The sequence below is a fragment of the Nocardioides sp. NPDC059952 genome (genome assembly GCF_042730435.1).
Taxonomy (GTDB): domain Bacteria; phylum Actinomycetota; class Actinomycetes; order Propionibacteriales; family Nocardioidaceae; genus Nocardioides.
Window position 1 is genome coordinate 1 of record NZ_JBHWLY010000004.1, and the last position, 12,422, is coordinate 12,422.

The 12,422-nt window shown below is 69.8% G+C and carries 14 protein-coding genes; 7 read left to right on the forward strand and 7 right to left on the reverse strand.

From position 1 onward, the window contains the following. Positions 1-14 precede the first annotated feature (14 nt). From ACFV9G_RS02615 to ACFV9G_RS02625, 3 genes are read right to left on the reverse strand one after another with little or no spacing between them, the layout of a single operon-like run. Positions 15-755 carry a phosphoglyceromutase gene (locus tag ACFV9G_RS02615; protein ID WP_378724639.1) on the reverse strand — a complete coding sequence of 247 codons (741 nt, stop codon included), beginning with the start codon at positions 753-755 and terminating at the stop codon, positions 15-17. Next, complete coding sequence (locus ACFV9G_RS02620; protein WP_378724641.1) at positions 755-1,513, reverse strand: hypothetical protein; 759 nt, start codon at positions 1,511-1,513, stop codon at positions 755-757. Before ACFV9G_RS02620 ends, ACFV9G_RS02615 begins: the two co-directional genes overlap by 1 nt. Before the next feature lie 43 nt (positions 1,514-1,556). Continuing rightward, the gene (locus ACFV9G_RS02625) at positions 1,557-2,402 is read right to left on the reverse strand and encodes a UbiA family prenyltransferase (protein ID WP_378724643.1); all 846 of its coding nucleotides are present in this window, start codon (positions 2,400-2,402) and stop codon (positions 1,557-1,559) included. A gap of 235 nt (positions 2,403-2,637) precedes the next feature. Between ACFV9G_RS02625 and ACFV9G_RS02630 the strand changes: the two genes are divergently transcribed. Together ACFV9G_RS02630 and ACFV9G_RS02635 are read left to right on the forward strand one after the other, a co-directional pair. Further along, a complete protein-coding gene (locus tag ACFV9G_RS02630) occupies positions 2,638-3,123 on the forward strand; it encodes a CarD family transcriptional regulator (RefSeq protein ID WP_008360791.1) in 486 nt (161 codons plus the stop codon). A 79-nt stretch (positions 3,124-3,202) separates the two neighbouring features. Beyond that, positions 3,203-3,802, forward strand: a complete 600-nt coding sequence (locus tag ACFV9G_RS02635) for a 2-C-methyl-D-erythritol 4-phosphate cytidylyltransferase (protein ID WP_378724645.1) — start codon at positions 3,203-3,205, stop codon at positions 3,800-3,802. Positions 3,803-3,806: 4 nt separating this feature from the next. On the opposite strand, the gene ACFV9G_RS02640 is transcribed toward ACFV9G_RS02635, so the two are convergent. Next, positions 3,807-4,499, reverse strand: coding sequence for a 2-C-methyl-D-erythritol 4-phosphate cytidylyltransferase (locus ACFV9G_RS02640; protein WP_378724646.1), 693 nt, complete (start codon positions 4,497-4,499; stop codon positions 3,807-3,809). Positions 4,500-4,668: 169 nt separating this feature from the next. Between ACFV9G_RS02640 and nirD the strand changes: the two genes are divergently transcribed. From nirD to ACFV9G_RS02665, 5 genes are all read left to right on the forward strand, one after another. After that, positions 4,669-5,037, forward strand: a complete 369-nt coding sequence (nirD, locus tag ACFV9G_RS02645; protein WP_378724647.1) for a nitrite reductase small subunit NirD — start codon at positions 4,669-4,671, stop codon at positions 5,035-5,037. Between the two features lie 27 nt (positions 5,038-5,064). Further along, positions 5,065-5,544, forward strand: coding sequence for a 2-C-methyl-D-erythritol 2,4-cyclodiphosphate synthase (gene ispF / locus ACFV9G_RS02650; protein WP_378724649.1), 480 nt, complete (start codon positions 5,065-5,067; stop codon positions 5,542-5,544). Between the two features lie 116 nt (positions 5,545-5,660). Next, positions 5,661-7,070 carry a cysteine--tRNA ligase gene (gene cysS, locus ACFV9G_RS02655; RefSeq protein WP_378724651.1) on the forward strand — a complete coding sequence of 470 codons (1,410 nt, stop codon included), beginning with the start codon at positions 5,661-5,663 and terminating at the stop codon, positions 7,068-7,070. Further along, entirely contained in the window at positions 7,070-8,026 is a 957-nt protein-coding gene (rlmB, locus tag ACFV9G_RS02660; RefSeq protein ID WP_378724653.1) for a 23S rRNA (guanosine(2251)-2'-O)-methyltransferase RlmB, read from the forward strand. The genes cysS and rlmB overlap by 1 nt, the downstream gene beginning before the upstream one ends. Positions 8,027-8,076: 50 nt before the next feature. Further along, complete coding sequence (locus tag ACFV9G_RS02665) at positions 8,077-9,597, forward strand: metallophosphoesterase (RefSeq protein ID WP_378724655.1); 1,521 nt, start codon at positions 8,077-8,079, stop codon at positions 9,595-9,597. 23 nt (positions 9,598-9,620) lie between these two features. Here the strand turns inward: ACFV9G_RS02665 and ACFV9G_RS02670 are convergent, their stop codons facing one another. Genes ACFV9G_RS02670 through ACFV9G_RS02680 form a run of 3 tightly spaced genes read right to left on the reverse strand, consistent with a single transcriptional unit; the run spans position 9,621 to position 12,418 of the window. Continuing rightward, entirely contained in the window at positions 9,621-10,718 is a 1,098-nt protein-coding gene (locus tag ACFV9G_RS02670; RefSeq protein ID WP_378724657.1) for an ABC transporter substrate-binding protein, read from the reverse strand. 24 nt (positions 10,719-10,742) lie between these two features. After that, entirely contained in the window at positions 10,743-11,522 is a 780-nt protein-coding gene (locus ACFV9G_RS02675; RefSeq protein ID WP_378724659.1) for an amino acid ABC transporter ATP-binding protein, read from the reverse strand. Beyond that, positions 11,519-12,418, reverse strand: coding sequence for an amino acid ABC transporter permease (locus ACFV9G_RS02680; protein ID WP_378724661.1), 900 nt, complete (start codon positions 12,416-12,418; stop codon positions 11,519-11,521). The genes ACFV9G_RS02675 and ACFV9G_RS02680 overlap by 4 nt, the downstream gene beginning before the upstream one ends. Between the last annotated feature and the right edge of the window lie 4 nt (positions 12,419-12,422).

The following is a 12,422-nucleotide window of genomic DNA, read 5'->3' on the forward strand; positions in this document are numbered from 1 at the left end:
CTGCGGGGTCTCTGCTACTGCTTGCCCTGGTTGGCGACGGCCTCGGCCGCGGCCGCCGCGGCCTCGGGGTCGAGGTAGGTGCCGCCGGCGACGACCGGCTTCAGCGACTCGTCGAGCTCGTAGACCAACGGCTGGCCCGTGGGGATGTTGAGCTTGGCGATCTCGGTGTCGGAGATGTTGTCGAGGTGCTTGACCAGCGCACGCAGGCTGTTGCCGTGGGCGGTCACGAGGACGGTCTTGCCGGTCTGGAGGTCGGGCACGATCGCCGACTCCCAGTAGGGGATCATCCGGGCGACGACGTCCTTGAGGCACTCGGTCGCGGGCACGTCGATGTCGGCGTAGCGCGGGTCACCGGCCTGGGAGAACTCGGAGTCGGCCTCGATCGGCGGCGGCGGTACGTCATAGGAACGACGCCACAGCTGGAACTGCTCCTCGCCGAACTTCTTCAGCGTCTCGGACTTGTTCCTGCCCTGGAGCGCGCCGTAGTGGCGCTCGTTGAGGCGCCAGTCGCGGCGCACCGGGATCCAGTGGCGGTCGGCGGCGTCGAGGGCGATGTTGGCCGTGTTGATCGCGCGGCGCAGCAGGCTGGTGTGGACCAGGTCGGGAAGGATCCCGGCATCGGTCAGCAGCTTGCCGCCGTTGACGGCCTCGGCCCGGCCCTTGTCGGTGAGGTCGACGTCGACCCAGCCCGTCGACAGGTTGAGCGCGTTCCACTCGCTCTCGCCATGACGCAGAAGGACGAGCTTGTAGGTCATCAGTGAGCTTCCTCGGCACCGGGCAGAGCGGCCGGGGGGAACTCGCACGAGTAGGGGTCCTCGGCCTCGCCGTGCGCCTCACCCTCGGTCTCGGTGGCGTGCTCGCCCTCGGCGGACTCGTCGGCCGGCAGGGTCGACGCCTCCTCGGTGCCCTCGGCGGCTTCCTCACCGGCAGCGTCCTCGGACGCCTGGTCCTCCGCGTTCTTGCCCTTCTTCGCGGGCTTCGTGGTCTCGTCGGCGACGGCGGCGACGACCTCGGCGTACGGACCACACTGGGTGACGACCGGGACGTTGATGGTCCGCTCCTCACCGTCGGAGAAGGTGAAGGTCATCGGGATGCTGTCGCCCGGCTTGAAGTCGCCGGTGACCGCGATGCCACCGACGGTCGGGTCGGCCAGGTTGATGATGCCGGACTTCGGCAGCTCGATCGGGGTGAACGACTCGGGCGTGACCGTCTCCTCGGCCTCGGCCCCCGTGGCGATGGAGGTGACCGACGGCAGCGCCTTGCCGGTGACCGCCGGGTTGATCGCCGGGTCGAGCGAGAAGGTGCCGACCAGGACGCCGGAGCCTTCCTGCGCGGTCACGATGCGAGCGGCGTTGATCCGGATGGCACCGTCGAGCGTCGAGCCACCGTGGGTGATCTCGTTGGGCCGGTCGGTCGCGTAGTCGAAGCTGCTGCAGGCGGTGAGCGCCGGGAGGGCGAGAGCCACGAGTGCGCCCGTCACTGCGAGCCGCTTCTGCATAACCTTGGTCGTCACGCGCGACACTCTATCCGCCCGATCCTGCGATATCGGAAAAGGGTCAGGCACGTAGGCCGACGGCGCTCGCGGCGTACAGCATCCCGCCGATCACCGCTGCGATGTAGACCAGCGTGACGAGGAGGAGCTTGCCGGCCCCGAGCTTCAGTCCCGCCCTGAGCGGCAGGTACGTCCACTTGTCCTGGTTGTCGGCGACCAGGCCCCACAGCGCGGTCAGGAAGTGCACACCCACGCCGAGCGCCGCGGCGAGCGCGACCATCACCCAGTGGGGCGGTCCGCCCGAGGACTCACCGGCCCAGCCGGCGTACGAGAGATATCCGGGGTAGCAGGCGAAGGCAGCCGCCCACAGGACCCAGGAGAAGAGGCCCTTGCGCAGCAGTACGTTGGCGAGCATCCCGAGCACCAGCGAGCCGAGGTAGAACAGCCCCGCGACGGTGCCCGAGGTGACCGAGAGCGGAATGACGAGCAGTACGCCGCAGCACAGTGCGAACCAGACGCCGCCCGGTTCGAGCCTGCCGTCCGAGATCGGCTTGCCCTCGCGCTCGTGACGACGGTCGACGACCTGGTCGACGAGGTCGTTGTGCCAGCCGAGCACGGCCTGGCCGACGAGCACGGTCACCGCGATCAGCGTCACCTCGCGTGTCGTCATCCCGGCGAGGACGGCCGCCACCGACAGGCCGATGGCCGTCAGCACCGCCTGCCGGGGGTGGGCGGAGCGGATGAGGAGGAGCGGGGCCCAGTTGCCGATCTTGTCCATGACGCTTGCTCTGCCTGCCGGGGCATCAGGAACGGCCGACGCGCTGGCCTGCGTCTGTTCCGGGTCCTGATCCTGGGCGTGCGACGACACGGTGAAGATGGTCTTGGGGGCGCTCTGCGATGCATTCGCCATGGCGGCAGTATCGGGCACTCGGCCGAGCCGCGCAGGACAACAGGCTGGCTACGGCGAGATTTCGGCGTCGTTTCGAAATCAGCCATGCTGCCACGCCTGGCGGGCCTGCGCGCGCGGAACCACACAAGTCGTCATTCTGTCAACCCCAGATTGAGCCCCTGACCTGCGCAAACACGGAATCCGAATTCTAAGATCCGTGGTAGACTTATGGACCTAGGAAGGGGTACCTAAAAATATGACTTTCACCGTCGGCGAGACCGTCGTATACCCGAACCATGGCGCGGCCGTCATCGAAGACATCGAGATGCGCACCATCAAGGGCGAGGAGCGGCAGTATCTGGTCCTCCGCATCATCGCTCAGCAGGACCTCGTGGTGCGTGTTCCGGCCAACAACCTCGAGCTCGTCGGAGTTCGAGACGTCGTAGACAAGGACGGGCTTGATCGAGTCTTCGAGGTGCTTCGTGCGGAGCACGTCGAAGAGCCGACCAACTGGTCGCGTCGTTACAAGGCAAACCTGGAGAAGCTGCACAGCGGCGATGTCATGAAGGTCGCCGAGGTCGTGCGTGACCTGTGGCGTCGTGAGCGTGACCGTGGCCTCTCCGCCGGGGAGAAGCGCATGCTCGCCAAGGCACGCCAGATCCTCGTCTCGGAGCTCGCGCTGTGCGAGCACACCAACGAAGACAAGGCTGAAGTCCTCCTCGACGAGGTGCTGGCCAGCTGAGGCTGGTTTCGGTCTGCGTTACAGGCTCCGGGGAAACCCGGGGCCTGTTTCGCGTTTTGATGTGGATACGGTGACTCCCATGGAGGACGCCTACGCCGACTACGACGAGATCGACGAGACCGCCGAGGTCCCGCCGGCTCTCGGGATCGTCGCCGAGGACGGCCGTGGATCGCTGCCGTTCGCGCTGATCCACGGTGAGGCGCTGGTCGCCGCGGCGACCTGGTCCCTCGGGGAGTCCGGTGTGACCCCGGTCGACTTCACCACCTCGTGGGAAGGGATGGTCGCGGCCGAGGAGCCGGTGGTCCTGCACGACTCGCTGTGCCCGATGACCCCGCCGGCCTTCATCGCCCACTGTGTCTCGACCGCGCTCGCGCGCGAGGCGGTCGTGGTCGGCGTACGCCCGGTGACGGACACGGTCAAGAAGCTCGGGAACGAGGACGGGGCGCCGATCCTCGGCGAGACCGTCGACCGGTCAGCGCTCGTCTCGGTCGCCTCGCCGATCGTGCTGCCCCCGGCCGTCGTCGCCGCGCTGGAGGACTGGCCCGCCGGCGACTTCGCCGAGATCACGGGCTCGCTGGCCCGCCGGTTCCCGGTCGTCTCGGTCGAGGCGCCTCCGGTCGGTCGCCGGGTCGCGTCCGAGGATGACGTACGCCTGCTCGAGGCGCTCTCGCGCGGCTGAGCCGTCAGCTGAGCAGCGCCGCGGCCGCCTGCAGGTCGTCGGCGAAGGTCACCTTGAGGTTCAGCGGAGAGCTGGGCACGGCGACGATGCGTACGCCGGACGCGTAGCGCTCCAGCGTCGCGCCGGTGTCGGTGCCGTCGAAGCCGTCCGCCGCGGCCTGGGCATAGGCGGCCAGCAGGTCGGCGGCCCGGAACGCCTGCGGTGTCTGTACGCCGACGAGGGCACCTGCCACGGGCTGCAGGTCGCGCGTCGAGAGGTGGGTGAGCGGCGCGGCGGGGATGGCGCCACCGTGCTCGCCGGCGACGGCGATGACCGCGAGGAAGAGCTCGGGTGCGGCCAGCGGCCGGGCGGTGTCGTGGATCGCGACCACGTCGATCTCGCCGGCCTCGATGTCGGCCCGGAGCACGGCGAGCGCGGCCTGCTCGGAGGCATGGCGGGTGTTGCCGCCGACGACCATCGCGACCTCGCGCTCGCCGAGCAGGGGCTGCGCGACGGCCGCGACCGCCTCCTCGTCGCCGCTGCGTACGACCAGGACGAGGCGGCGCACGTCAGGCACCTCCAGCGCGGTCCGGAGCGAGAGGCCGAGGGCTGAGGAGGCCGGATCATCGGACCCGTCGAGCGGGAGCAGCACCTTGTTGGTGGCGGCTCCGACGCGGGTGCCGGATCCGGCGGCCAGGAGGACGAGAGCGGCGGGCACCCCTGGAGGCTATCCGTTCGGTGGAGGAGGGGGCAGAGGGGCTGGGCGCTGGTGTTTACGCACCCGTAACAAAGCGAAACAGGAGGTGACCACGACGCCCCATAGCGTTCAAATCCACCGAAGGGAGGACCCGACGAATGTCGACGAAGCGGCTCGGGCCGGCGACGTCATGAGCGAGCGCCAGCAAGCCCAGCGAGACGACCAGGGAGACTGGCAGTCCGTCTGCCCGGTCGACGCGCTCGAGGTCAAGCGCGGCGCCACGGCGCTGGTCCACGGGCAGGCCATCGCCATCTTCCGGATGTCCGACGACGTCGTCTACGCCCTCGGAAACCACGACCCGTTCGCCAAGGCGTCGGTGATCGCCAAGGGCATCGTCGGGGTGCGCGACGGGGTGCCGTTCGTGGCCTCGCCGGCTCACCGGCACGGGTTCGACCTGCGTACGGGACAGTGCCTGGACGACCCGCACGTGACCATCCCCGCCTACGAGGTCCGAGTCGTCGACGGGCTCATCCACGTCGGGCACCGCAAGGTCGCCTGAGACGGGCCGTCTGGGAGACTGCGGAGCGTGCAGCTTCCTCTGGTCGGCATCGGGACCGACATACACAGCCTGGCCGACGGTGTCCCGATGCATGTGGCCGGCCTGGCCTTCCCTGACGAGAAGCAGGGCCTGGCGGGGCACTCCGACGGCGACGTCGCGGCCCACGCCTGCTGTGACGCGCTCTTCTCCGCTGCGGGACTCGGCGACCTGGGGTCCAACTTCGGCACCTCCGAGCCCGAGTGGGCCGGCGCGGCCGGGGTCGTCCTGCTCGCCGAGGCCGCGCGCCGGGTCCGTGAGGCCGGTTTCGAGATCGGGAACATCGCGGTGCAGGTGATCGGCAACCGGCCCAAGATCGGTCCGCGGCGCGACGAGGCCAACCAGGCGCTCTCCGCGGCGGCGGCCGCGCCGGTCACGGTGACCGCGACGACCTCCGACGGTCTCGGGCTCACGGGGCGCGGCGAAGGCGTAGCCGCGATAGCAACCGCGCTCATCGTGCCGCGCCGGTAGCGCAAGCGCGAGGATGCCGACGCGGCCCGATGAAATACCCGTTGCTCGCTCGCTGGCGCTCGCTCATCGTGCGTCACGATAGGTAGGGAACCCGCGTACGTCCCTAGACTTGAGGTATGGCACTTCGGCTCTACGACTCGGCGACCCGTGAAGTACGTGACTTCACACCCTTGCAGCCCGGCAAGGCGTCGCTCTATGTCTGTGGCCTGACCGTGCAGAGCGAGCCGCATGTCGGGCATGTGCGGAGCGGGGTGAACTTCGACGTGCTGCAGCGGTGGCTGCGGGCGTCGGGCTACGAGACCACGTTCATCCGCAACGTGACCGATATCGACGACAAGATCCTGGCGAAGTCCGCGGACCAGGGCCGACCTTGGTACAACCTCGCCTACGAGATGCACCGCGAGCTCGACGCCGCCTACGCCTCGCTCAACGTCGCCCGCCCGACCTACGAGCCGCTGGCCACCGGTCACATCCCCGAGATCATCGCGCTGATCGAGGAGCTGATCGCGAAGGGGCACGCCTACGCCGCCGAGGACGGCTCGGCCGACGTCTACTTCGACGTGCGCTCCTGGCCCTCCTACGGCGAGCTGTCGGGGCAAAAGGTCGACGACATGGAGGCTGCGGCCGACGCCGACCCGCGGGGCAAGCGCGACCCGCGTGACTTCGCGCTGTGGAAGGGCCGGAAGGTCTCCGAGCCGGAGACCGCCTCCTGGCCCTCGCCCTGGGGGCTGGGCCGTCCGGGTTGGCACATCGAGTGCTCGGCGATGGCCGGGAAGTACCTCGGGCCCGCCTTCGACTTCCACGGCGGTGGCCTCGATCTGCGCTTCCCGCACCACGAGAACGAGCAGGCGCAGTCACGCGCTGCCGGTCGCCCCTTCGCGAGCTATTGGCTCCACAACGCCTGGATCACCACCTCGGGCGAGAAGATGTCGAAGTCGCTGGGCAACTCGCTGGTCATCCCCGAGGTCCTGAAGAAGGTACGCGGCATCGAACTGCGCTACTACCTGGTCGCGGCCCACTACCGGTCCCACGTCGAGTTCTCCTTCGAGGCGCTCGCAGAGGCGGCCGCCGGGTTCCAGCGGATCGAAGGCTTCCTGGAGCGGGCGGCGTCCGTGATCGGCGAGATCCCGGCCGACGGCGTCGCCTGCGCCGACTTCGTCAACGCGATGGACGACGACCTCGGCACTCCCGCGGCCGTCGCCGCGCTGCACGAGGTCGTACGCGAGGGCAACAAGCTGCTCTCCGACGGCGACAGCCCGGCGCTTCGCGGGGTCGCCGCGAGCGTCCGAGCGATGCTGGACGTGCTCGGTCTGGACCCCGCCGACCCGGCGTGGGGTCCGACGAGCGGGGACGACGAGAAGCTCACCGGCGCGCTCGACGTACTAGTTCGCGGGGTCCTGGACGAGCGTGCCGAGGCGCGCGCCGCCAAGGACTGGGCCCGCGCAGATGCCATGCGAGACCGGCTCAAGGACGCCGGGATCGAGATCGAGGACACCCCTGAAGGTCCGAAATGGAGCGTTAACTGATGGCAGGCAACTCCCAGCGTCGCGGAGCGATCGCGAAGGGACGCAAGAAGGGTGCCCAGGTGGGCACCGGCGGCAACCGGCGCAAGGGCCTCGAGGGCAAGGGCCCGACGCCGAGGGCGGTCGACCGGCCGTACCACAAGGCGCACAAGGCGGCCCAGGCCGCCGAGAAGCGAGCCGGCAAGGGGCCGCGCAAGCGGGCCGCCGGCGACGCCGAGTGGATCATCGGACGCAACTCCGTGGTCGAGGCGCTGCGCGAGGACGTACCGGTCAACGGGCTCTACGTCGCCGAGGGTGCCGAGCGCGACGGGCGGCTCCGCGAGGCGTTCATGCTCGCCTCCGAGAAGGGCATCTCGCTGCTCGAGGTGACCAAGGTCGAGCTCGACCGGCTGACCGGCTTCAACGGCCACCAGGGTCTGGCCGCGCGGATCCCGGCCTATGAGTACGCCCACGCCGACGACCTGATCGACCGGGCGACTGAGACCGGGGAGAAGGCGCTGATCGTGGCGCTGGACCAGGTCACCGACCCGCGCAACCTCGGTGCGATCGTCCGCTCCGCGGCCGCCTTCGGCGCTCACGGCGTGGTCATCCCCGAGCGGCGTGCCGCGGGCATGACCGCCGCCGCCTGGAAGACGAGCGCCGGTGCCGCGTCGCGGATCCCGGTCGCGCAGACGGTCAACCTGACCCGGCAGCTGAAGGCCTACCAGGAGGCCGGCTGCATGGTCGTCGGGCTCGACATGGAGGGTGACATCACGCTGCCCGAGCTGGGTGCCCCCGACGGCCTCGCCGACGGTCCGCTGGTGATCGTCGTCGGTGCCGAGGGTGGTGGGCTCTCCCGCCTGGTCCAGGAGACCTGCGACCAGATAGTGTCGATCCCGATGGTCAACTCCGTAGAGTCCCTCAATGCCGGCGTCGCCGCGTCGGTCGTGCTCTACGCGGTCGCGGAGGCGCGTCGCTGACTTCTCGCCGCACTCTGTTTCGGGGCCTCGCCTTCTGGGCGGGGCTCGGAGTGCTGTGGCTCGTGCTGGCCGTGGCGCTGAGCGCGTGGCTCTTCCTGTCCAGCGAACGCCAGGTGGTCCTGGCCGGCCACGACTCGGTCCTGCGCCCGACGCTGTCGGGGAAGGCGATCATCCACACCGGACCGGTGCTGCCAGACGTACGTCTGGACATCGGTGGCCCGATCGGTGTCGACGTCGCCCTCGGCAAGACCGAGCTGCGGTCGATGGATGAGCTCTTCGAGCGCTACGCGGTGCTCGGCTCGGCCCCCGACGGCCAGCGCGCGGTCGTGGTGGACCAGGTCGAGTCGATGCTCGTCGCGGCCGTGCTCCGCGGCGCCGCCGTCTCGTTGGCGATCGTCGCCGGAGGAGTTCTGCTGTGGTGGTTGCCCGGCTCCCAACGCCGCGCTGACCTGCGCAGACGTGTCAAGGAATCGGCCCGCACCCGGCACGGCCTCACCACCGCGGGCATCGGCGTGGTCACGGTGGCGGTGCTCGCGGTCGCGGTCTGGCAGCCCTGGGGCGAGCCCGGAGCGCCTGCCGCCGACAAGGAGGCCGGACCGGTCGCCGGCGACTGGACCCCGCTGGCCGACTTCCTCGGCGCGGACATCCCCGTGCCCGAGGAGCTGGCCGACGTGGAGGTCCGCGGCGACGCCTATGCCAACCAGACCCGCCGGCTCGTGGCCAGCGCCGTCGACACCTACAACTCCAGCCGGATCTTCTACGAGAAGGTGGTCGCGAAGGTGCCGGATCTGGCGCTGCGCGAGCCGGGCGAGGACGAGACCGTGTCGGTACTCGTCTCCGATCGCCACGACAACGTCGGCATGGACTCCGTGGTGCGCGCGATCGCCGACGAGGGCGGCGCGACCGGCATCCTCGACGCCGGCGACGACACCTCGACCGGGTCCGACTGGGAGACCTTCTCCCTCGACTCGCTCACCGACGCCAGCGACGGCCTGGACAAGTGGGCGGTCACCGGCAACCACGACCACGGCCCGACGGTCGGCTCCTACCTGGCAGACAGCGGCTGGACCATGCTCGACGGCGAGGTCGTCGACGGCCCCGGTGGTTCGACGCTCCTGGGTGTCCCCGATCCGCGCACCAGCGGCCTCGGCAACTGGATCGATGAGAAGGGCGTCACCCTCGAGGAGGCCGGCGAGAAGCTGGCCGACATCGCCTGTGCCTCGAAGGAGGAGGGTGAGCCCGTCGCGACCCTCCTCGTCCACGACCCGTCGCTGGGCCGCGAGACCCTGCGCCGGGGCTGCGCGACCCTCGTCGTCGGCGGCCACCGCCACGTCCACCAGGGGCCGAGCGAGGTGACCGGCGAGAACGGCGACGTGGGGTGGACCTACACCAACGGCACCACCGGCGGCGCCGCGTACGCCTTCGCGATGGGCAAGATCCGCCGCACCGCCGAGGTCACGCTGATCACCTACGCCGACGGGCTCCCCGTCGGTGTCCAGTCCGTCGAGCTGGAGACCAACGGGGCCCTCACCGCCCACGAGTACGTCCCGTTGGAGGGTGCCGGCCAGTGAGCCGGTGAGGGTCACTCAGCGGGTCACTGGTTCTCCAACGGCAGGCCCGGCGGGTTGATCTCGGACTTCTCCACGGCCTCGTTCGAGAGGCCGTAGGTCTTCAGCCAGGTGGCGTACTGACCGTTCTCGATCAGGTAGTTGATCGCGTCGGCCAGCGCCTCGACCAGTCCGCTGTCCTTCTTGGTGGTCGCGGCGATCAGACCCTGCAGCGACTCGCCCGCGCCGGAGAACGTGCCCGCGTTGCGGAACGTGTCGTCGGTCCCAGCGATCTGGTAGGCGATGCCCGGGTTGGGGCCGAAGAACGCGTCGATCTGACCCGACTCCAGGGCGGTCCAGGTCGCGGGGTTGTCCGGGAAGTACTTGACGTCCAGCTTCTTGCCCTCGGCCTTCAGCTTCGCCTGCCACTCCAGCAGGATCTTCTCCTGGTTGGTGCCCGAACCGACCGCGACCTTCAGGCCGTCGAGCGCGCGGTAGTCGCCGTCGAACTTCCAGGTCGAGGTGCCCGCCGTGGCGAAGCCGAGGTTGTCCTGGCGGTAGGAGGCGAAGTCGTACTTCTGCTTGCGCTCCTCGGTGTCGGTCACGTTGGAGATCGCGACGTCGCTGGTGCCGGCGTCGAGGCCGACGAAGAGGTTCTGCCAAGTGGCGTTGGCCAGCTCCGGCTTCAGCCCGAGCACGGCCGCGATGAGCCGGCCGAAGTCGGGCTCGGAGCCGGTCAGGGTGGTGTTGTCGGTGCCGACGAACGCCAGCGGCGGGAAGCCGGCGGGCAGGGCTCCCTGGCCGATCTTCAGGGTCCCGCGCTCCAGGATCTCGGCCGGCACCTTCGCGCGGATCTCCTCGACCACCGGTACCTCGATGCTGGTCGGCTTCGCGGCCACCCCGGCGACCTCGCCGATCTTCACGCTGGTCACCTCGCCGTCGGTCTCGGTCGCGGTCTCCTCGTCCGAGCCTCGGCCGAGGAGGAAGGCGGCGACGATCGCGATCACGGCGACCACCGCGACGGCGGCGACGATCAACGGGGTCCGCCGGCGTGGGGGGATCTCGGGGGAGGGGCTGTCGGGCTTGGGGTCTGGCTTGTCGGTGGTCTCTGCGTCGGTGGGCTCGGTGGTGGTGTCGTCGGACATGGTTGTCTCCTTAGGGGGTGGGGGTTAGCGGACCTTGCCGAGAAACTCGCGGGTGCGAGCGTGCTGAGGGTGGTCGAGCACCTGGGCCGGAGGCCCCTGCTCGACCACGACGCCGCCGTCGATGAAGACGACGTGGTCGGCGACGTCACGGGCGAAGCCGATCTCGTGGGAGACGATGACCAGCGTCTTCCCGCTCTGCGCCAGCTCCTTGATGACCGCGAGCACCTCGCCGACCAGCTCGGGATCGAGGGCGGAGGTGGGCTCGTCGAAGAGCAGCAGCTCGGGCTCGAGCGCCAGCGCGCGGGCGATCGCCACCCGCTGCTGCTGGCCGCCGGAGAGCTGGCGGGGGTAGTCGGTGCAGCGGTCCTTCAGGCCGACCCGACCCAGCAGCTCGTACGCCTTGGTGTAGGCCGCATCCCAGCCGGCGACCTTGTGGGCGAGCAGCGGTTCGGCGACGTTGGCGGCGACGGTGAGGTGGGGGAAGAGGTTGAAGCTCTGCGCGACGAACCCGATCCGGCTGCGCTGCCTGCGCACCGCGCGCGGGCTGAGCTCGTGCAGGCGGCCGTTGTGCTCGCGTACGCCGATCAGCTCACCGGCCACCGAGACATAGCCGAGGTCCAGCGTCTCGAGGTGGTTGAGCGTACGCAGCAGGGTGGACTTGCCCGACCCGGACGGTCCGATGACGACCGTCACCGTCCCCGGGGGCAGGTCGAGGTCGATCCCCTTCAGGACCGGGTGGGGGCCGAAGGCCTTGTGCGCGTTGCGGACGCGTACGCCGTCGGTGGTCTTCTCGGTGATGGTCATGGGCGGACCTCCCAGCCGCGGGAGTAGTGGCGCTCGACGTAGTGCTGGAGGACGGAGAGGACCGCGGCGATGACGAGATACCAGGCGGTGCCGACCAGGAGGATGGCCACCTTGTCGCTGACGTGGGTGCTCTCGAGCTGGTAGACGATGCCGAAGAGGTCGACCAGGGAGACGTAGTAGACCAGCGAGGACGCCTTGACCAGGCCGATCAGCTGGTTGACGTAGCCGGGGACGATGCTGCGCAGCGCCTGGGGCAGGACGACCTGGCGCAGGCGGCGCCAGGGCGAGAGGCCGAGCGCGTTGGCGGCCTCTATCTGGCCGTGGTCGACCGAGAGCAGCCCGCCGCGGATGATCTCGGCGGCGAAGGCGGCCTCGTTGAGGCTGAGCCCGACGACCGCGGCCACGAACGGCACCAGCAGCCCGTCGACGTCGTAGGAGACCAGGCTCGGGCCGAACGGGATGTTGATCCCGATCTGAGGGAAGAAGAGGGAGGCGTTGAAGATGATGATGAGGAGAACGACCAGGGGCAGCGAGCGGAAGAACCAGATGTAGAACCAGCTCAGGGCGTTGACCAGCGGGTTGCCCGACATCCGACCCAGGGCCAGGACGACGCCGCCGACGAAGCCCACGACCGCGCTGACCGCGGTCACCTCGAGCGTCACCAGCAACGCGTCGAGCACGACGTCGAGGGTGAAGTAGTAGGAGATCCGGTCCCACTGGTAGGCCGGGTTGGCCGCGAGCGCGCGGACCGCCTCGACGGTGAGGGCGAGGACGACCGCAGTGACGACCCAGCGGCCGTAGTGACGGCGGGGCGCGACCCTCCTGGTGGCGAGGGGGTCCTCCGGAGGTGCTGGTGGGTCGGCCTCGGCGGCGGCCGGGGTGGCGGTGGTGGTCATGGCT